This is a genomic window from Bacillus alkalicellulosilyticus (assembly GCF_002019795.1).
Taxonomy (GTDB): domain Bacteria; phylum Bacillota; class Bacilli; order Bacillales; family Bacillaceae_F; genus Bacillus_AO; species Bacillus_AO alkalicellulosilyticum.
Window position 1 is genome coordinate 2,844,577 of record NZ_KV917381.1, and the last position, 21,442, is coordinate 2,866,018.

Annotated in this window: 17 protein-coding genes; 3 read left to right on the top strand and 14 right to left on the bottom strand. The window is 37.5% G+C overall.

Translation table 11 applies throughout. The annotated features are described in order from the left end of the window. Positions 1–17: 17 nt before the first annotated feature. Both BK585_RS14155 and BK585_RS14160 read left to right on the top strand, forming a co-directional pair. On the top strand, positions 18–449 hold the full coding sequence (locus BK585_RS14155) for an Hsp20/alpha crystallin family protein (RefSeq protein WP_139367566.1): 432 nt from the start codon (positions 18–20) through the stop codon (positions 447–449). Positions 450–467: 18 nt separating this feature from the next. Then, on the top strand, positions 468–923 hold the full coding sequence (locus BK585_RS14160) for a YppG family protein (protein WP_078554166.1): 456 nt from the start codon (positions 468–470) through the stop codon (positions 921–923). 283 nt (positions 924–1,206) lie between these two features. Here BK585_RS14160 and BK585_RS14165 read toward each other — a convergent pair whose 3' ends face one another. The 12 genes from BK585_RS14165 to BK585_RS14220 form a co-directional block, all read right to left on the bottom strand. Next, complete coding sequence (locus BK585_RS14165) at positions 1,207–1,440, bottom strand: hypothetical protein (RefSeq protein ID WP_078554167.1); 234 nt, start codon at positions 1,438–1,440, stop codon at positions 1,207–1,209. 113 nt (positions 1,441–1,553) lie between these two features. After that, positions 1,554–2,771 (bottom strand): DUF418 domain-containing protein, encoded by a 1,218-nt coding sequence (locus tag BK585_RS14170; RefSeq protein ID WP_078554168.1) that lies wholly within the window; start codon positions 2,769–2,771, stop codon positions 1,554–1,556. Between the two features lie 173 nt (positions 2,772–2,944). Next, the gene (locus tag BK585_RS25000; protein ID WP_078554169.1) at positions 2,945–4,249 is read right to left on the bottom strand and encodes a protoglobin domain-containing protein; all 1,305 of its coding nucleotides are present in this window, start codon (positions 4,247–4,249) and stop codon (positions 2,945–2,947) included. Between the two features lie 159 nt (positions 4,250–4,408). After that, positions 4,409–6,166 (bottom strand): cellulase family glycosylhydrolase, encoded by a 1,758-nt coding sequence (locus tag BK585_RS14180; protein ID WP_078554170.1) that lies wholly within the window; start codon positions 6,164–6,166, stop codon positions 4,409–4,411. 127 nt (positions 6,167–6,293) lie between these two features. Continuing rightward, positions 6,294–8,738: a glycoside hydrolase family 6 protein gene (locus BK585_RS14185; protein ID WP_078554171.1), complete on the bottom strand. Its 2,445-nt coding sequence runs from the start codon at positions 8,736–8,738 to the stop codon at positions 6,294–6,296. 968 nt (positions 8,739–9,706) lie between these two features. Continuing rightward, complete coding sequence (locus BK585_RS14190) at positions 9,707–10,894, bottom strand: MFS transporter (protein WP_078554172.1); 1,188 nt, start codon at positions 10,892–10,894, stop codon at positions 9,707–9,709. A gap of 166 nt (positions 10,895–11,060) precedes the next feature. Next, positions 11,061–12,275, bottom strand: a complete 1,215-nt coding sequence (locus BK585_RS14195) for an EAL domain-containing protein (protein WP_078554174.1) — start codon at positions 12,273–12,275, stop codon at positions 11,061–11,063. A 76-nt stretch (positions 12,276–12,351) separates the two neighbouring features. Further along, complete coding sequence (locus BK585_RS14200; protein WP_078554176.1) at positions 12,352–13,122, bottom strand: TIGR03943 family putative permease subunit; 771 nt, start codon at positions 13,120–13,122, stop codon at positions 12,352–12,354. A 13-nt stretch (positions 13,123–13,135) separates the two neighbouring features. Beyond that, on the bottom strand, positions 13,136–14,119 hold the full coding sequence (locus tag BK585_RS14205) for a permease (RefSeq protein ID WP_139367567.1): 984 nt from the start codon (positions 14,117–14,119) through the stop codon (positions 13,136–13,138). Between the two features lie 862 nt (positions 14,120–14,981). Then, positions 14,982–15,716, bottom strand: a complete 735-nt coding sequence (locus tag BK585_RS14210; RefSeq protein WP_472924275.1) for a flavin reductase family protein — start codon at positions 15,714–15,716, stop codon at positions 14,982–14,984. Beyond that, entirely contained in the window at positions 15,682–16,521 is an 840-nt protein-coding gene (locus BK585_RS14215) for an alpha/beta fold hydrolase (RefSeq protein ID WP_139367568.1), read from the bottom strand. The genes BK585_RS14210 and BK585_RS14215 overlap by 35 nt, the downstream gene beginning before the upstream one ends. A gap of 188 nt (positions 16,522–16,709) precedes the next feature. Next, entirely contained in the window at positions 16,710–17,801 is a 1,092-nt protein-coding gene (locus BK585_RS14220; protein ID WP_078554182.1) for a P-loop domain-containing protein, read from the bottom strand. A 158-nt stretch (positions 17,802–17,959) separates the two neighbouring features. Between BK585_RS14220 and BK585_RS14225 the strand changes: the two genes are divergently transcribed. Continuing rightward, a complete protein-coding gene (locus BK585_RS14225; protein ID WP_078554184.1) occupies positions 17,960–19,480 on the top strand; it encodes an HD domain-containing phosphohydrolase in 1,521 nt (506 codons plus the stop codon). A 173-nt stretch (positions 19,481–19,653) separates the two neighbouring features. On the opposite strand, the gene BK585_RS14230 is transcribed toward BK585_RS14225, so the two are convergent. Continuing rightward, positions 19,654–20,343 carry a DUF421 domain-containing protein gene (locus BK585_RS14230; protein WP_078554185.1) on the bottom strand — a complete coding sequence of 230 codons (690 nt, stop codon included), beginning with the start codon at positions 20,341–20,343 and terminating at the stop codon, positions 19,654–19,656. A 171-nt stretch (positions 20,344–20,514) separates the two neighbouring features. Continuing rightward, positions 20,515–21,429, bottom strand: coding sequence for a homoserine O-acetyltransferase MetA (metA, locus tag BK585_RS14235; RefSeq protein WP_078554187.1), 915 nt, complete (start codon positions 21,427–21,429; stop codon positions 20,515–20,517). Positions 21,430–21,442: the final 13 nt, after the last annotated feature.

The following is a 21,442-nucleotide window of genomic DNA, read 5'->3' on the forward strand; positions in this document are numbered from 1 at the left end:
CATGGAGGGTGTTAGTAATGAAGGATGATAAAAACTTACCTAACGTTCAACATTCGTACCAAGACTTTTTAAAGTCGATCGACAGTTTCTTTACTGAAACCTTTAAGAATTTTCACCTGAGTGGACTTTTTGCACCATCTTTTCCAGTACGAACATATGAAACAAATAGCGAATTTGTGATTGAAGCCCATCTCCCTGGCATCAAAAAAGAACAGATTACATTAGATGTTTCGGATTACTTTGTAAGAATCACGGTGAAAGATGAGGAAATAATTGAAGAACGTAATGACAATGAACAATTAATTTCCCACTTTCATAGCTCACAGCTTCGTGAACGTGTTATTCCTGTTCCTTTTTCCATTACAGAAAAAGATGCGAAGGCAAGTCACAACAATGGGTTATTGACCATACGCATACCTAATAAGAGAAAGACAATTGAAATCGAGTAGACAAAGGAGGAGTTAGTTATGTTTCCTAATTCACCGTATGCCGGTTCTCAGCCACCTTACCCATATGGGCATCAACATCCTTATCCAGGGATGCCGTCCCCTTTTTATCATGGAGGGTATCAACCATTTCCATATGGGGGTGGTCAGCAAATGGCACAGCCTCCTTTCCCTAGTGGAAATCAACCATCTCAACAACCCCAACAAGGGCAAGGGCAAGGACAACCACAACAAGGAGCTCAACAGCAACAAACACAAAATCAACAACCTGGGTTTCCACCTGGGGCAACGGGTTACCCCCCTTACGGACCTCAACCTGGAGGGTTTAACTTTTTAGCTGCTTTCACTGATGAAACGGGGAAATTCAACTTAACGAAAACACAAAAAACGGTCGATGATGTCGTCAAAACCGTAAACCAAGTCACTCCTTTAATGAAACAAATGGGCTCCATTTTTGGTGGCCCAACAAACTCGTAATCAAAACATATTTACTGTTTTGATTATGCGATGTGCGAACCCACTGACTTTTTTAAAAGTGTTTTACTGCCATAAGTGTAGTTCTTATGACAGTAAAACACGCGCAGTGAGAGAAGCCATCGCCCTTCTTTGAATAACCCTTAATTTATTTTTATAATAACTAAAACATATTTACCGTTTTGATTATGCGATGTGCAAAGCCCACAAATCCCTTTGTGAAAAAACCACTCACAACGAGGCAGGGCCAAAAGGTATAAACAACCTTTTGGCCCTGCCTCTTTTTCTATAACGATTTTCTTCTTGGGTCAATCTCATAGGTTTTTTTTACTTGTTGCGCATAGGCTAACGTTTGTGCCCTATTAATGAGCTTTAAGCCTTGTGACGGAACAAAATCAATTTTGAGATAATCCCCGATTTCATCAAGAGCTTTTTGATTAACTAGGAGGTCTATCCCATCTACATTTATTATAATATCATCTGATCTCGTCTCATCCAGAGCGAGAAAATACTCTATCATCGTACTTCACTCGTATGTGTCTCTTGCAACAACACGAATGTTTTTTTCTTCTGATTCAATAACATGTAGAAGCTGTTCCATCGCTTGTTCTGTAATGACAATATTCAAGATGCTTACCTCCTTTTCAAAGGTTGGGCTTTATGATAAGTAATGGTTTTCCAAATCCACTCCATTGGACCAAAACGAAAGTATTTAAGCCAATAGAAGCTGACAATCACTTGTAATGCGTAAATGATGAATGCTAACAAGATTCCAAGTGCTGGGCCAATTTTTGCAAAATATCCAAAACCATATCCATAAAAGATTGTGACACAAATGAAAGATTGAAACAAGTAATTCGATAATGCCATCTTGCCAGGATAACTAAACACGTTCAGAAACATCTTTCCTTTATAATAAAGCAGGACAATACTAGTCATATAAAAAATGCATAATGCAAGGCCAAAAATAGCTGCTAAAATGAAATCTAATCCGATTACAAGTGCATTGGACATTCCTATCCAATTCCCTTTAACAACAAGGAAAAACGGACAAAGGATTAATGAAAGTAGTAAACTCTTATTCCAAACCGCCTTCACCCAAGGAAGGTGTTGGTCGATTTGATAAAGATTAATCGTTTTTGTTGCATAATAACCAAACAAAAACAAAGGGAGAATCGAAGGTACAATAAAAAACAAATTTCCAAGGACAGTTGGGATTTCTATGGATAATCGATAAGAGAGAATTTCTGAATAGCTACCTGTTTGAAAAACAGATAGCGCTGACGCAATTTCTTCAGAACTGTATAATTCCTCACCCAACATCTCCAGCATGGCAACAGAAGCCATCGTCAAAAGACCTATAAGAATATGGCTAATGAAAAACAGCCAAAACGCCCACTTGAGTATCGTTTTTGGTTGAGCATTAATAAATAATAGTAAAAAAAATCCCGTCAAAGCATAACCAAGCAAAATATCACCAGACCAAATAAAAAAAACATGAATAATACCAAATAAAGCAAGAATGAATAACCGTTTTGCAAAAAAATTATTAGCTGGCCCACCTTTAGCAACGATTCTTTCAATAAAAACAGCAAATCCAATTCCAAATAAAATAGAAAACATCGGATAAAACTTTCCTACTACAAAAATATCTAATATCCACTGGCTCACTACATTAGGAGTGGACGTCCATAACTGCCCCTCTTGCCCAGTACCCATTACCATAAAAAGTGGCTCATGATAATATAGTAAGTTGGCTAGTAAAATGCCAAATAACGCGAGTCCTCTTATAATGTCTAATGGCACAATTCGTTCCTGCAACGGAATCGGTTCTAACTCTGATTGATTCATAGGTTGTTCCTCCTTTTATTTCTTCCACTTTCCATATTATACATGATTCCCCTTGTATATTATGCGATTTTTTAAACTTAATCCGATGTAAATTAAGTTTAAAAAATGCAAGAAAAGAGAATCTAACTAGAAGTTTAAACACTCCTTGTAGATCCTCTTCTCCAGTATTTTATCTAGTTCAACGAAGTCGTAATCGTCGTTAGTTCATCAGAAGCAATAGCCACCTGCTCAGCTGCTTTACTGATATCTGTAAATATTTCAGTTAATTCATTCATCTCATTTGTAATATGAACGTTTTGCCCTTTCATCTCACTCAAAATGGAAAGGATCTCTATAAAAAAGAGGGTTGTTTGACTAGACTCACTAGCTCCCTTTTGAATTTCTTCGCTATTCTCAAGAATTGAGTTTGTCATTGTATCTGTGTATCGATTAATCTCACTAATTAAACCTGACACTTCAGATACAGCTTCTTTCGTATTTTCGGCCAACTTTCTTACTTCTCCAGCAACAACTGCAAATCCCTTTCCATGTTCACCCGCACGGGCCGCCTCAATAGCTGCATTTAATGCAAGAAGGTTTGTTTGCTCTGCAATCGTTGTTACTAGGTTTGAGATGTCCTCAATTTTTTTGGTTGTAGAAACGAGCTCTTTCATTTCTGAAGTCATCATATTCATTCGCTCTTGAGTTTCCAACATTATCGTTTCTAATTGTTCTAATCGTTGTTTTCCTTCGAGTGACTTCGATTCAGCTTTAATGGCTTGCTCAGAACTTATCTGGCTCACATTTGTGATCTCATCACATTTATTTGTTACTTCTACAATTGCCGAACTAGTTTGTTCACTTATCGCCGCTAGTTCCTCTGAATTCTTCGTGACTTCAACAAAGACTCTTTCTTTGTTTGCCGTTTCTTCTAATAGTAATCGTTGATTTTCTTTTTCATAGGCTTCTAACACTAATTGTTGTTCCAAATTAACAATTCTAGTTACAGCAGTAACGGCTAATTTAAAATCTTCCTTTGTTTCAGTAAAAGAATCTATGATATCGATAAAAGATAATAATAAATCTTGAAACGCTCCCATATACCATTTTGGTTGTAATCCAATCCTAACGTGAACATGGGCAATCTTATTTCTTTGCTGAATATACTGTTCATTTACGTGTCCAGAAAACATCTCAAAAATATGCTGATGTAGCGTCTTCTTTAATCGATTTACTGTACTATTGTCATTAATAATGGCCATCAATGAAGGTTCATGCAAGAGATTATCATAAAACCTAGTTACGATTACACCCAAATTCTTCTCCACTTCTGGTTGTAACTTCTTCAGAATTGCTAAGTCATCTCTTGTTAATCCTAGTAATTTTAATTGATTATATAAATCGCTATCATTATCGATAGTAATGGATACTTGTTCTAATTCCTTCTCAAGACTTGAAAAAAGGAGTTTCTTTTTTTCCTTTTTAAAATTTAAAAGCATAGAATACACCCCTTATAAAACTTTTATATACAAACATACATACAGGATCATATCACTAGTTCTTAAGTAGCGCAATTGTTATATTACAATAAAAAAGAGAGCACCTCATATTTTTTCATTTTTATGAAGTGCTCCCTTACTTTGTTATATCATTTTCTTTTACGGCTCTATCCCGTAAATCAAAGTCCCATTTTGATACAATGTTACTCGATTCCAATTAGAAAATCCTGTTTTTGTTGGGTCGAAAGAGTAATCATTACTTTCATTGAAGTTACTCCAATTGTTTTTATTAATTCTCGTTTGTATTTCCCCACTATAACCTCCAGCTGAAATGGTGCCCCCGGTGAATTTAATTTCGATATAATGATCTGCACCTGCTTTAGCTGAACCCATTTTTACAAAGGACCCTTGAATATTCGAACATCCTATCTGAGCCCAATCACAAGTGAAGGTCTGTGGTTGCTCTCCGTCAATTGTATACCAATAACGAATCGTTAAATCACTCATGTTAATGGCTGAGGATCCATTATTAACAATCCGGAAATGAGGCTTCATTTGGTTATCTGTAGCATTTGTGTCAGCCGCACGGTATTGAATTACCAAATTCCCACTTGATGGAGGTGTAGGTGAACCTGTTGGCGTCGCACTTACTTGTGTTGAATTACTACTTTCACCCGCACTGTTGACGGCTGTCACGACGTAATAGTATGTCGTACCGTTTGTTAATGCTGTATTCGTAAATGTTGGAGTTGTCAAGCCAGTTGCTACCGTTGTATAACTGCCACTAGTCGCAGAAGTACGCCGTTTTACATTATAACTTGTTGCGCCACTTACCGCATTCCAAGATAAATTGACTTGAGCATTCCCAGCTATTGCTGTTACTCCTGTTGGGGCTGATGGAACAGTTGGTGGTGGAGTTATTGTTCCACTTCCTCTAATTTGGTCTCGAACAAAATTACCTGATGCACTTAATTGGCCAGTTGTCCAACCACCTCGAGTGCTTGCTCCTGGTAAAAGTGCAGCAGAGGCCTCTGCTTTATCAGCCAAGGACCAGTTGGCCCAACTTAACTTGCGACTGTCCATAAAATCTGTCCATTGTTTCGCTTGAGTAAGATAAGGACCTCCATTTCCTGAAGCATCACTTGTACCCCACTCTGAAACGAATATGGCAGCTCCTTTGTTCATTGCATAGTCAATACGGTCTCGTAAAAACTGACCATGTGTTCCCGCATAGAAATGAAGAGCGTACATGATATTACTGTAGTTTAACGGATTATCAGCCGCATGATGAATATCCTGGCTCCAAGTTCCCGTTCCAACAATGATAATATTATCAGGGTCAATCGCACGAATCACTGGGATGACTTCCTCAGCGTACGGCTTGATGCTATTGTTCCACGTTACATTACTACCGTTTGGCTCATTTGCAATCTCATAAATGACATTTGGATAGTGGCCATATAATGTTGCCATTTCTCTAAAGAATTCTTTTGACTGTTGTTTGTACATATTCGGGTCATTATCCGATAAAATATGCCAATCGATAATGACATAGATTCCTAGGTCAATTGCCGCTTCAACGGCTTCTTTTACTTTTTCCTTAACGGAAGGATTAGAAATATATCCACCAGAACTAGTGTACATTGCTGCTCGGAATACATTGATTCCCCAATCATCTCGTAACCATTTGATACTATCTTTATTGACGTAGCCACCATACCATTGAAGCCCATGTGAACTCATCCCTTTTAATTGGATCGGTTGACCGGATTGACTTACAAGTTGGTTTCCTGACACTTTGATTTGTCCATATTGAGCGACACCTGGCAATGCATGAACAGTAGTGGGTGGGATAATTCCTAAGGAAATAAATAGTAGAATAAAAGCTAAACTGAGGGAAGCTATTTTCTTACCCATAATACATGACCTCCAATATTTGATTTTTTACTCTTCGTCACATTTGAAATTCCCTCAAGGCGATAATATTTTCTACTATAATACTCCTAGCCTAAAAAAGAAGGCCAGGAGTACATTTGGTATCGATTTACGGTTCGATACCGTAAATTAATGTTCCGTTTTGGTATAACGTGACTCGGTCCCAATTGGCAAATGATGTTTTCGTGCCATCAAACGAATAATCATTGTTTTCGTTGTAATTACTCCAATTGTTTTTATTAATTCTAGCTTGAATTTCTCCTGTGTTGCCTCCAGCCGAAATGCTTCCACCTGTAAACTTAATTTCGATATAATGGTCAGCACCAGTTTTTGGTGTCGCCATTTTTACAAATGAGCCTTGGATGTTAGAGCAACCAATTTGTGACCAATCACAATTAAATGTCTGTGGTTGCTCTCCATCAATTGTATAGTAATAACGAAGTGTTAGATCGCTTAAATTAACTGCAGTTGTTCCATTATTGACAATGCGGAAATGCGGTTTGATTTGATTACCCGTTGCATTTCTATCTGCATCACGATACTGGACTACAAGATTTCCAGTCGGTGTTGTTGGCGGTGCTGTCGGAGTTGCACTGACTTGGGATGAATTCGCACTTTCTCCGGCACTATTTACTGCGGTTACAACGTAATAATACGTCGTTCCGTTTGTTAAACTTGTATTGGTGTAGCTTGTGGATGTTAACCCTGTTGCTACTGTTGTTAACGCGCCTGTTGGTGATGTTCTTCGTTTTACCGTATAGCTTGTTGCTCCACTCACCGCATTCCACGATAAGCTGACTTGTTCATTTCCGGCAGTTGCTGTTACTCCTGTTGGTGCTGCTGGTACATTTTGTTGTGGTGCTGATGGTGTTGCACTGACTTGCGTTGAGTTTACACTTTCTCCTGCGCTATTCACTGCGGTTACAACGTAATAATACGTCGTTCCGTTTGTTAAGCTTGTATTTGTGAAACTTGTTGAAGTTAATCCGGTCGCAACTGTCGTTAACGACCCTGTTGGAGACGTTCTTCGTTTTACCGTATAGCTTGTTGCTCCACTTACCGCATCCCACGTTAAGCTGACTTGTGCATTTCCGGCAGTTGCCGTTACTCCTGTCGGTGCAGAAGGTACTGTAGGTCCTGGAGGAGTGCCACTCGTTGGGATTGCAGGATATGCATTTTGCACGAGCATCACAAACTGTTCATGGAACCAGTGACCCGCTAATGGAGCGTCAGGCATTGCACCTGTCATAACACCTAGACTTGATCGATGAGTTGGGTCACAGTTAGGGTCAGCATTTTTCCCTTCGTCATTTGGAATATACTCACTGGCACCATCCGACTCTCCCGGTGGCTTGACCCATACAAATGCATCAATGTAAGAACCTTCATAACCAGCTGGAGCTGCTTCCGGCGCAAATCCCATTCCAGCGCCATCTACATTGCACCATAATCCACGGTGTGCACGACGGTCAATTCGACTCTCATTTACATACGTATTTAAATTTGATGAAGTCGAAACAGCAGAAGGTCGACTTTCTCCACCCCATCCATTACGAGAAGTATCGACTAGGAATCCGATACTTGAAGGAAAACCTGCTTGAACAAATCTACGGTGTAATGCAGCTGTAAAATCAGCCTCATCTAACATTGGATTCCATTCATAAAAGCTCGAGCTTCTGATTGGCTGTCCACCAATATTCAAGTCTGAATTTGGTAAGAATGGTTCTGCAACCGGTGTGTAGTTTGATGTATTCGTAATGAAACCACTCACACTATCGAATCCTTTAGACGTTCTTTTAACGACGTCAGCATAAAGCTGAACGACACCTTGAATGTTGTTATCCCAACCTAACCATCCGGCATGAGCAATGTCCATATAGTTATAAACATTTGGAATTTTTGAAAGCTCTTCTAATGCATATACAGCAGCATCTTCATAAACTCCAGTTGATTTTGCTTGTGCACATTCTGGTACATTTAAATTTGTTACAAGGTTTGGTAGACCATCCACCTCAATAACAGTTACAATTCTAAGATCTCTAAACTTAGATTTAGATAACACCTCTGTAATCTCATCAATATATTCCGTCTTATATCGTTGAAGACCAGCTTGCGTCATTGGTAATTCACCATTTGATGCTAACGCTGCGCAATCACGACCAGGAAAATTATAGACAACGATTGTAACTGTCATTGGTGTAGTGCCTTGTTTTTGTTGAAGAGCTAAATCAAGATGATCTTCTAAGCTTTTTCTGCCACTATTGACTTCACCGCCATGAATAGCAGCAATTCTATCTAACCAAACGGCAGTTGGATAGCTTTTAATTGTTTCCATTTTTGCACGTAACGTTGGATCGGATGTTCGTGCGATCGAAGTGTCTATCAAGTCAGCATAATCTGGGTTAATATAAGCGGTTGCCCCGACAAAAGGATTATCCACTCGAGTTTCAGCTGCGAATGATGGTGCAACTAAGTTACTTAAAATAAACGACATGAGAAGCGTTATAACGATAAAAGAAAGACTCGTTTTCTTTAACGTTTTTTTATTCCTCAATGGTTTTACACATCCTTTTCATTTTTTTATTAGGTTAGCCTACCAGCTTCTAGTACTCTCAGGTTTTCGGTTCTAATCCAATTATCTCGAAAGGAAACAAATGAAAAACTAGTAAAACAATACAAGATTGAATACGCTTACTTTTTATGTCATACCTACTTGCTTTGTTACTTTTGCTTAGCAATCCTCTGGAATCACATAAACAACACCTCCTTTCATATTTTATTGTCTATCATAAAGTAAAGGAAAACTATCATTGAGTAATCTACTGAGTGAGTATAAGTGAAGCGAAATAGATGGGAAGTAACCAAAGAAGTATGATAAATCGTCAAGATTCACATCCATGAAAATATAGAGGAGGAAGGATGAGAATCTGAAAATAGAAAAACATGATTATTTATAAGAGCTTGTATTACGAGTCATATCATACCATGCTCGTATTTTTTCAGTACATATGACTTTTGAATGAATTGTCTCCCCTTAATTTCTACATATCTCGAAAACAAAAACTGTCGATACTTTGCTCCAAAGTCCTACATTTGAATGGATTAACTTACCAATATTTTCGACAGTATATAAATTGCTAAAACCAACAACCATGAACACTTCATAAAGTAAAAGAATCATTATATTGAACCTTTTTCTACTCTTTTTACAAACTCTCGATTACCTACTTCTTTCGACAGAAATATATAATTTTCAATGATATAGGTGGTAAAAAAAACAGCAGTATGTAAAAAAGTTCCAGAAACCAAATTTTATTGCTTGTATCCTATATAACCCAAAGCAAATGTAATCATTCCAACACATTTACCTATATGATATATTTTCTACCTAGGTATACTTTACTTACTATTTAATAGAAAAAAATTTAAATATTGTGTATTTTTGTTAAAAAATAAGTTATAAATGGAATTTACGATTACATTGTTTCTGTAACAAATAGTAACAAGAAAAAAAGCTAGCACCTAGGTGCTAGCTCCGTTTCGTTCTATATCCTCATTTTCTACTAATCGATCCAGCCATTTTCGGTATCCTACTAGACAAACCACACCGATAATAGAACTGATTCCCAAATATTGATATAACGGGCTATGTCCAAATGATTCTATCATCCATCCCCCGAACAACGAACCTATGATGCCAGACACTCCGAAAAAGACGGTAATGAAAAGAACATGCCCTGTAGCTTGTATTTCCTCTGGTACTAGTTTTGTTACAAAATGAAACGCGCAAATATAAAAGAGACCAAATGTCACTCCGTGAAAAGCCTGAAATAACAGGATGTATCCTGGCTCTGTAATCGAAGCCATAAAAAACCATCTCATGCTATATAAAGCTGCAGCAATCGTAATAAATGTAAGCGGGTGAAATCGTCGAAACCACCATGCACTCGTGGCTAGTATTATCGTTTCTGAGATAACCCCAACAAACCATGCTGAACCAATTAATGATTCGTCTCCGCCCAGGCTTATAATATAAATCCCCAAGAAACTATCATTTGCTCGGTGGCTTATTGAAACAAGCATGATGATCGCTAGAAAGTACATTAATTTCTTATTATTTTTCAATTGTAGTGCCGTAAACAAAGTAACTGGTTTATTTGTAGATTTAATGTCCTTTAAAGACAAAGCCGCAGCACATAGCAAAGCAGCTAAAATCCAATAAGGAACCATCACATACTGAATCCCATATTTCGAAAGGAAGAAACCGACGATTAAAGTGCAAATCCCAAAGCCTAATGAGCCCCACATTCGCAACTGACCAAAACTAATGTTACGTTCGGCAGCCGTTTTTTGAGCTAAGCTATCCCCTAGCGCTGTTAATGGTGGGATAAATAAAAAAATCAAAAACACACTTAGCATGAAGGCCCAAAATGTATTTACGCTAAAAACGATAAAGGATACGAGAACAGCCCCTGAAAGTGACCATAAAATCATTTTTTTATAGGACTTATATTTGTCACTTAAAAAACCCCATATGGGTTGCGCAAATATCGTCGCAAAGGGGCCTACTGCTAAAAGCCAACCAATGTCTGTTTCACTTAAACCTTTATGTTGATAATAAACTGGCATATAACTCGCAAAAATCATTAAGTTTGCATACGCAAAAAACAAATAAATCATCAAAGGGCTAAGTATACGAAGCTCCTTCATTATGATGCCCCCTTTTATATAAACAAACATTTACTAATCATAACGTTTTTTCAGATTGTTGACCACTACTAAGATTAGGTGATAGGCCTACGTCGTTATAGCCATAAAAATAGCGTACCAACTCAATTTGAATTGCTACGCTCTCTTAAAAACTTTTCGGTTTACACTACAGTAACCCGTCCTGTTCATATAAATAGGAATAGGGGATATCAATAAATAAAAACAATCCATTTTCCATTGGGTAGGAAAACGTTCTAATCATTTCGTCTTTTTCAATATCTGTATATAAATCCGAAAGAATTCCTTTTTTCTCAAAATCCATTCTTACTATATTTTCAAGAAAATAAGGACGCCAACTCCAGTTTTTTTGGCGGCTCTCTTTTTCAAGCTTCCAAATTCCTTCATCCGATTTCACAGCATTCGACGACTGCTGAAATCCATCTTGGTCACATAGATACACTCGGAAAGTCGTGTCAGTTAATGCTTTAGCAATTGAAATCACCATCTCATCATATAGGTCATATGACTTGATTGATTTTAAGGTAAGCTTTAAAGACTGTGTAAGACTATCTGCTAATTGAAGTTGAGACTTTATTTTTTTTCGCTCATAATCAATAAAATGGTGAAATTCTTTTTTTATCGTACCCTTGCAAAATTCAACATCAACGAATGAATCTGTAGGTCTTCCTAAATAATAGCCTTGGTAATATCTTGCTCCATTTTTCCAAGCAAAATTTAATTTAGAATACGTATCAATGCCTTCAAACAACAAGGTAGCTCCTAGCTTTCTCGTTAACACCGATAGCGAATGAAGGACATCACGATAAAGCTCCGGAAATTTATCCCCCTCTAGAAAACCGACATTTACTTTTACAATGTTAGGATTAAGTTTCGCTAAACGTTCTAGGTTACTTGATGAAATCCCGACATTTCCAATCGCTATATTTACGCCTGTACTTTGGATGTACGTGATTAAATGCTTTATGTCTGAATAATTTGTGGCATAGTCACTTTCTTTTATCTCTAGAACAATCCTCTCCAAAGAAATCCCTTTCTTTTGATAAGAGAATAACTTATCCATTAAACGGTCCCCATCATCCTTTACTAACGAGTGAATGTTTATATTTAGAAAAAGATAGAGTTCTGGATTCAATAATCCTTTTTCTAGTGCAAGAGTTTGAACATGATCATCAATTTCATCACGATACTCTTCTGGAATCGAATCATCATTAAAAAAAGATCCTAGACTTTGCGGGCCTTCTTCAGTATTCATCCGAGCAAAAACCTCGTATCCGACAACAATTTGTTTATCTGCACTTATGATAGGCTGGTAAAAAGCACTTATTTGATTTTTATTTATAAGAACATCTAATGGATCCATAAGGCACCTCCAACTTCTTTAACAAGGAAGACACCTCTATTATATCATAGCGTTAGAAATTAGTATCTTACTATCTTTAGTGTACATAGGGATTTTCTGGCATTTCAGTTTTCTCCCATTCATGAACAAGAACATATGGCATTTTCCCTTTCGGAGTCAACACATATGTCAATTCCCCTTGAATCGTTACCCATGCATCCTCTCCACTTATATGTGGTAGGTCCTGAAATTCACTGATAAACTGAATAATTCTCGCATCAGCGATACAATGAGTCACGACAAATCTAGAAATCATAAACTGATTTTCTTCTAGGCCATCCGCTTTATGAAGCATACCGCTTAGTTTGATTGTTTTTCCAGCATACTTTTTTGGCTCTTGGTAGATTTGATTTGTCATTTCCGAAAAATTATCATTAGTTAAGATAACTATTTTTTCTTTCTGACCATGATTACTTGTGGCCACTTGATCTAGCACTGGTATGACCGTTCGATTCATAGCTATTGAATGGTCTAGCGTTTGGATAGGCAAAAAGAAACTCGCTACTAAAATGAAGAGAAACCCACCATAGGTAAAAAATGATTTAGCAGAAAAAAAGGTTGTTTTTTCATGACCACACCCAAAATACGCACACATCTCATCATGTTCATCATCTCTTTTCGGTGTCCAAATGGCTTTGGCTTCTAAAAAAAATAAAAATAATAGAATGATGGAGGCTATTTGTGTTAAGACGATATACTCTGAATGAAGAAATTGTAATAAAGCTCCCGTGGCATCAAGGTAAAAAATCATCGCTGCCAAACAAGCTAATAACAAGGCACGAAAAAATCTATCACTATGAAACGTCAACACGTTCAACTCCTTACAGTATGATAACTACTGAAAATACAACGACCGTGATCGCAATCATAAGAAATAAAACAAAACGCAATTTAAAAATAGCAGCTAACATGAGCGTGTTCTTCAAATCTAGCATCGGGCCATATAGTAAAAAAGCGAGTAAACTTTCTTTTGGCATAAGGTGTGAAAAGGAAGCGGCAATAAAAGCATCGGCCTCTGAGCAAAGGGAAAGGATATAAGCAAAACCCATCATAACGGCTATAGATACCACTTTACTTTCGCCAAATACAAAAAAAGTAGAGCTTGAGAGATACGTTTGGACAATGGCTGCCAGAAGAGCCCCTAAAATAAAAAACTTACTCATTTCAAAAAATTCTTCGATCGCATGTTTCCCCATATATGTGAACCTTTTTGATAAAGGAGGGGTCAAACGGGTTGATACTTGTAGTGTTTCTTTTGTATGTTTGAGTTCAGGTCCTTTATTATAAAACAAATACACTAAGAATGCGATGATACAGGCAGCAATAAACCCAAGCGAAAACCGCCACACCATCATCATGACATCATGTCCAAAAGCGACGTATGTTGAAAATGCAACTAAAGGATTAATTAAGGGACCCGTAAGCATAAACGCAATTGCACCATAAAGAGGAACCCCTTTTCGAAGAAGACGGCGGATGATAGGAACAATCCCACACTCACAGGCAGGGAAAATCGCACCTAAGGAACAACCAGCAATAATGGTGAGAATCGGATGCTTAGGAAGCAGCTTTTGAATGTGTTCTTCTCTAACAAACACTTGGATGACTCCGGAGATTAATACTCCTGCTAACAAAAAGGGAATCGCTTCAAAAAACAAACTCAAAAATAATGAGACCATGATTAAAAAGGAGCCAGATAAAAAACTTTCCTCCCATGTATAAGGGGCGACGTAAAATAAAATGAGTGCTACGACTGCCAATATAAAAAACAATGATATGTCATTTACTACTTGTATCCGCTTCATCCATATACCTCCAAATCATCACTATCTTAGATATATGCGGACAAGACTAATTTTGAACTAAAACTAAAAGAAAATGGAAAAATTAGTTTCTTTGTATTGTCATTCGGTAACGATTATTTCTATTCGTTACCCTCTCGACCCTTTTCTACTGCCCCTAGGTAACGATTATTTCTATTCTTTACCCTCTCGACCCTTTTCTATTGCCCTTCGGTAACGATTATTTCTATTCGTTACCCTCTCGACCCTTTTCTATTGCCCTTCGGTAACGATTATTCCTATTCGTTACCCGCTTGACCCTTTTCTACTGCCCTTCGGTAACGATTATTTCTATTCGTTACCCTCTCGACCCTTTTCTACTGTCATTCGGTAACGATTATCCCTATTCGTTACCCGCTCGACCCTTTTCTACTGTCCCTAGGTAACGATTATTTCTATTCGTTACCCTCTCGACCCTTTTCTACTGTCATTCGGTAACGATTATCCCTATTCGTTACCCGCTCGACCCTTTTCTACTGCCCTTCGGTAACGATTATTCCTATTCGTTACCCGCTTGACCCTTTTCTACTGCCCTTCGGTAACGATTATTTCTATTCGTTACCCTCTCGACCCTTTTCTACTGTCCCTAGGTAACGATTATCCCTATTCGTTACCCGCTCGACCCTTTTCTACTGTCCCTAGGTAACGATTATCCCTATTCGTTACCCGCTCGACCCTTTTGTACTTCCCTCTGGTAACGATTATTCCTTTTCGTTACCTCTCCTCCCTTTTGGGAAGGCACTTCGGGCACGATAATTATGTGTACGCTCCAAAAAAAAGAAAAACCTCTTGCTTGAAACAGCAAGAGGTTTTTTCATAATAGATTTTATAAAGTGGGCCTTGGTAAAGAAAAGGTTTTTCCAATCTTCCCATAGTCTGCTCCACCTAATCGTGACAAAGGATCTAACAAATTAACATCGACAATGCCTTCGTTTATAATTGCATCATCAATTGAATAATGCACCACCCGTCCAATTATTAAATCTGATGCGGGTTCCTCATTTTTTCCTCCGAGCGGAATGATTTGCTCTAATGTACATTCCAACCGGACTTTTGCCTCTTTAATGGATGGCACTGTGACAATTTGACTATCTATTGTTTCTAATTTGGCCTCTTGCACTTCACTGACATCAGGTGGATACGGTGCGGCTGTTTGGTTTAGTTGATGAACTAAATCCTCGCTAACAATATGAACCACAAATTCCTTTTTCGTCGCAATGTTTCGTGCTGTATCCTTTTGTTCTCCCGTAGCTTTGCGACCAACAGCTATACTGAGGAGAGGTGGTTCAGCTGTGACAATATTAAAAAAACTAAATGGCGCAGCATTAACCGTTCCACCTTCCGTAATACTTGTAACAAACGCAATTGGTCGTGGTAGCACCGTTGATATAAGAAGGGAATAATGTTCCTTCCTTGATAATCCTTTAGCATCTATTTCCATATTATCACCCAGTTTAATCGTACCATAGAGAAGCTGTCTTACTCCACGATTTAGATTCCTACATCGTAGGTTGTTGTAAGTTAAATCAAATAAACTGTAACATTCGTTCCACGACTTCATCTGGTCGTTCTTCTGGGAGAAGGTGTCCAGTCTTCTCATACCCATATAATGTCGCATTAGGAAGGTCATGGTCCAATCTTTTACCAATTCGGAATGGGATTATCTCATCCTCCTTACCCCATAAAAGTAAAGCGGGTTGTGTAATCAAATGTAATTGTTCAGATGTTAAATCACCTTCGCGATGGCGAGCTAGCCGGATGAGCGCTTCATAAAAACCCTCATCTTTAAAAGCCCTAGTGTATTCTTTTACAGAATTATCGTTAACAGCCGTTTTATCATAAACTACATGACTAAGAGCTTCCTTATAATTTCGTTTTTCAAAATACCACTTTAACACCTTTGGGGAAAAAGGTAGATATGAAGCAAATAAATAGTGCTTCTTCACTCTTTTCAAGTAACCAGAGCTGGACATTAGTACAATTTTTTTGACCTGTTCCGGCTTCTGTTTTGCCATGTATAGAGCGACTTGCCCTCCCATAGAATGACCGACCACGATGGTTTCTTTCACCTGTAACTTATCAAGAAATGTAAAAAGAAGAGCCGCATAGCTTTCAAACGAATAGGTAAACGTTTTTGATTTCTCGCTTTTCCCAAATCCCGGTAAATCAACAGCGATGACAGGATATTCTTCACTCAACTTTGGCATAATGTAGCGAAAGCAATACGAGCAAGAGATAAAGCCATGGATTAATAAGATGACTGGGCCTTCCTTAGCTTGGTTACCACGTAAATATTCGTAATGCAACTTAACACCACCGATCACCATTGCATCTTTGTTGGAAAAATCTTGTTTTTGCATATGCATTTATTATCCCCCTCTCTTAGCATTCTTTTGTATAGTTTTACCAACTTCACCAAAAAGTATAGTTTGTTTTTCGTAAACATTGCTTAGTTTTTTTATCGTTTTTTTTCTTATTAACGGAAAAAGAACCCATGCAATGTGACGATTGCCACAAACATGGGTTTATACTTGTAACCGAATGCTCCACACGTTTAATCAAGTGAACTCATAATTAAAGTAACCATTTGCTGTTCTAACGTGGCAAGCTGTTCTTGGTCAATGGCAGAATCATGATACGAGTCAATAACATCCTGCACTTCAGCCGCTTTTCGTAAATGCATCGTACCTTTTTTCATGCGTTCTTTATACTCGGACTCGCATTCTTTTATTTCTGTCATTCGTTCAACTTCAATTTGTGGGTTCACACACAATTCAAACATATCAATAACTTCATCCGTTTCCCTTGTAGGGTCAATGACATGAGGCGCTGTTCCATCAAGAATAGCGATTTGCAATTCTTCGATAATAATCATATCGTAGCTATTTGGGTCAAATCCACATAAAAAGTAGGTAACTGACATCCCTCTTTTTTTCGCTTGGTTCGCAACTCTCTTCATTAACGTTGATTTCCCGCATCCTGACCGACCTTTAATAATATAACGTTTGTTTAATCCTACCGTCAGCTCATCAATAAAATGCACAGCTCCTTTTGGAGTAGCTGCCCCAAAGAAAATGGTTTCTTCTTTTCCAGTCGATTGGTCATTTGGTGGACTCGGAAATAACGATGTAATTAAATCATCTGTCACTTCATCTGCCTTTGGAAAACTCATAGCACTTAAATAAATTTCCTCTTTTCTTTCATGAAAATGCTTCGCATCAGCAAATGTCTCATAAGCTGATTGAATGTGATAATCACGTTCTTTCTCAAGCTGTTTCATATGCTGGATCACTCGTTGAAGGTTATCTTTATCATATGCTTTTGTAAAATGGATAACTACGACTCTTTGTTCAGTAAATGTTCGCCCAAGCTTTGAAACAAGGTCGTTAGAAACAACAGCTACTTTATACGCTGGGAAGCGAAGACCTTCAATTAAATCGTTATTACTAGGTGAATGTAAATAATCAACATGAAAGCCTTGTTCTTCACATAACCCTCCCAATCTAAGTAACTCATGGTTTGTTTGCGATATTGATAGTCCTTTTAAAACAAAAATACAATCTAAATCTTTACTTAGTTCTGGAAGGACTGAAAAAAAGCCGTTTCTTGTGTGACCGCTAACATAATAATGTCTTACTTTATTCATAAGCGCGCCTCCAATAAAAATATATTTCAAATACAGAAAAGACCAATAGATTACTTGACAATAACCTAGTAAAATAGACTAATACCTAATGTAAAGCTATGCTAGAAAAAAGAAAACGTGACAGTCCACGACTAATCAATTGAGAAAGTTGGAGCAAGATGCTTTATCAAAAATTTATACTTTCCTTATTAAAAAACTATATTATTGGTTCCATTTTCGCTGTTTTTGGAATTGGCAGTGTATTAATGTTTACAACGACTCAAATAGAACCCAAAATTATTTTACTGCTTTTTCTTATCATATGTGTCTCAGTTTTCATCATGTTCATTTCTGAATATTTAGTATTTAGAACTCATATGAAACCCATTAAAACGGCATTGTTATCAGAAAATCCTTCTTTAGACGACCTAATAACTGCCTATAATCAAACCCATCGTTTTCCAAATAAATCTGTGCTACGAATTCTAGGACCACACTTACTCGGTTTTGCTTTACCCGCAGTTTGTTTAAGCCTTACTTTTATTTGGTTAGGATACCTTCAACTTGATTATATTTACATTTATTATGCACTCATTGGTGCGGTTTTGGTTGCTTTCATGCATGCAATTATTGAATATTTTCATACTAGTTTTGCGATCGAGCCCGTCCTAGAGCAGCTTTATTCAAAAGCGGAAGAGCTTCATGGTGAAACGTTATCAAATAATCTTGTTTTGCACATTTCATTGAAAACAATCATTCAATTAAGTGCGATTTACTTGAGTGTATTTCCTTTAATGCTATTAGGAATAATTACCCACTCTAGGTATATGTATTTACAGGTTGAGGTTACGTTGGGTTACTGGTTTTCTTTTGCATTAATTGTTGCAGTGAGTGTGGGAATGGCGCTATACAGTGGGTCTCTTCTCTATAAGTCTTTGACTAATCCTGTGAATCACCTTAAAGAAAACATGAAAAAAGTAGAGAGCGGACAATTAACGATAAAAGTGAATGACTATTATTCTGATGAATTCTCTGGTCTCATCTTCGGCTTTAATCACATGGTTCAAGGATTGAATGAGAGAGATAGAATAAACCGTCAATTAAATGAAAGTTTTATCACAACGTTAGCCGTTGCCTTAGATGCCCGTGATGCCTATACCGCCGGACATTCCGAGCGTGTGGCGACATATGCAGTGGAAATCGGCAAGAGAGCACAGCTATCAGATAATGACCTTCAACTTCTAAAGGTAACGGCTCTGTTGCATGATATCGGAAAAATTGGTGTAAGTGACAGTGTTCTTTTAAAGGATGGACCATTAACCGAAGAAGAATTTCTGGAAATCAAAAAGCATCCATTGCTCGGGATTGAAATTCTTACGCAAGTGAAACCTGTTGAAGTCATGGAACCTTATTTACCAGGGGTCCGCTCACATCATGAACGGATTGATGGAAAAGGCTACCCTGACCAATTAACAGGGGACGACATCCCTTTAATGGGACGGATTTTAGCCGTAGCAGATGCCTTTGATGCTATGACTTCAGACCGTCCTTATCGAAAAGGCATGACAGTGGAAAGAGCTTTACTAATTCTTTCTAATGGGAAAGGAACTCAATGGGAAGCTGACTTCGTTGATTACTTAAGACAATGGATAGAAGAAGAAAAAATCACTCTACAACCAAAAGTAGAACAAGTAGGATAAAAAGAGGTTGTGAAAAAAGGTGAAAAACAACCTTTTTTCAATGGCTTCACACGCCACAATCCAGTTGTTAGAAAACCACTCACAACTGGATTTAAAGAGGGTGGCGGTTACGCTCATTGCTAAGAGGTTGTGAAAAAAAGGTGAAAAACAACCTTTTTTCACAACCTCTTAAATTAGTTATTGATGTCCTTTCTAATATCTAGATACACTTTTCCTAATTGGTCAATTTGTGCAAAGAAAACATCATCTACTCTTCGTACGTTGTGCTCTTGAAGAATCCTCTCGACCCACTCCTGGTCCTTACCCATGATTTTTAAACTATCATGCAAAATTTGACCATCAATAATAAAAGCTTCCGCACTTCCCCTGCTTAGTTGAACATTGTTAACATCCTTTTGCATCGCTTCTAAAAATTGAGGTTTCTTTAATACCGAAACAGTTCCATCTGTTTCTAATATAGCAGATTGGACATAATCAAGATAAAATACCCCTTTTTTACGAAGATGAGCAAGAAGGTTGTCCATCGTCATTCGAGTTTTTCTAAGGCCTTCTTCAAGAATTTGGCCATCTTTTATGATGTATGTAGGTTCATCTTCTAGAAGTTTTCGTCCTCGTAAACTTTTCATCGCAATTACATTTGTCAAAAATGTATACAAGCAAAAAAGAATGAGTCCAGTCATTCCAATGACGATTGACACTTCATGCATAAGCAACGAACTGGCAACGATCGACCCAATTGTTATCCCTGCTACGAAATCAAAAAATGTCATTTGTGATATAAGCTTTTTATTCAAAAGACGGCACAGCGTATAAAGAATGATAAAGCCTATTGTAGTTCGAATTATCATTTCTGTGATTGTCATAGTAATTCAACTCCAATGACCATTTCCTTTTACTCTTTTTCTGATGGTATTATTCTCTCCTCTGTTCTTCTATATACAAATAAAGCACATACATACATTAAATGGGAGATTTATGGAATAAAAAGAGGCTGAAACAAAAAGGTCACCCCCTTTGCCACCCTCTAACAAAGCTTATATTGAAAATAAATCATACGGTGTTTCTTGATATACATAGTAGTTCAACCAGTTTGAAAACAGCAAATTCGAATGCGCTCTCCACCGTAATACCGGTGCATTGGCAGGATTGTTTTCCGGGAAATAGTTTAATGGTATATCAATTTGTAATCCTTTGTCCAAATCGCGTTGATACTCCTCCTGCAATGTACAACAGTCATACTCTGAATGGCCCGTTACAAAGATTTGTTTTCCATTTTTTGAAGCTACAATATAAATGCCAGCTTCCTCTGATTCACTTAGAATTTCTAAGTCTGGCACTTTCTCAATATCTTCACGACGTACTTCGGAATGACGTGAATGAGGTGCTAAGTAGATGTCATCAAACCCACGAAGAAGCTTTACATTGCTTACTTTTACAAGGTGAGGAAAGACACCAAACATTTTAGTATCAAGCATATGTTTAGGAACATTGTAATGATGATATAGTCCAGCTAAAGCTCCCCAACAAATATGTAAGGTTGAGGTGACATGAGTTACACTCCAATCCATGATACGTTGTAGCTCTTCCCAATAATTCACTTCCTCGAACTCCATCTTTTCAACAGGCGCTCCTGTAATGATAAGACCATCAAAACGATATTCCTTTATTTCATCAAACGTTTTATAAAACGAAGACAAATGTTCCTGCGATGTATTTTTGGATACATGCGAATCCGGATAAATAAAAACGACATCCACTTGTAAGGGGGTGTTCCCCAATAATCGAAGAATTTGTGATTCTGTCGTCTCTTTAACTGGCATTAGATTTAAAATCGCTATTTTTAACGGTCGAATATCCTGACGATACGCTCTGCTTTCGTCCATCACGAAAATATTCTCTCGACTTAAAATTTCTTTAGCTGGTAAATTATCTGGTACTTTAATTGGCATTTGTTACACTCCT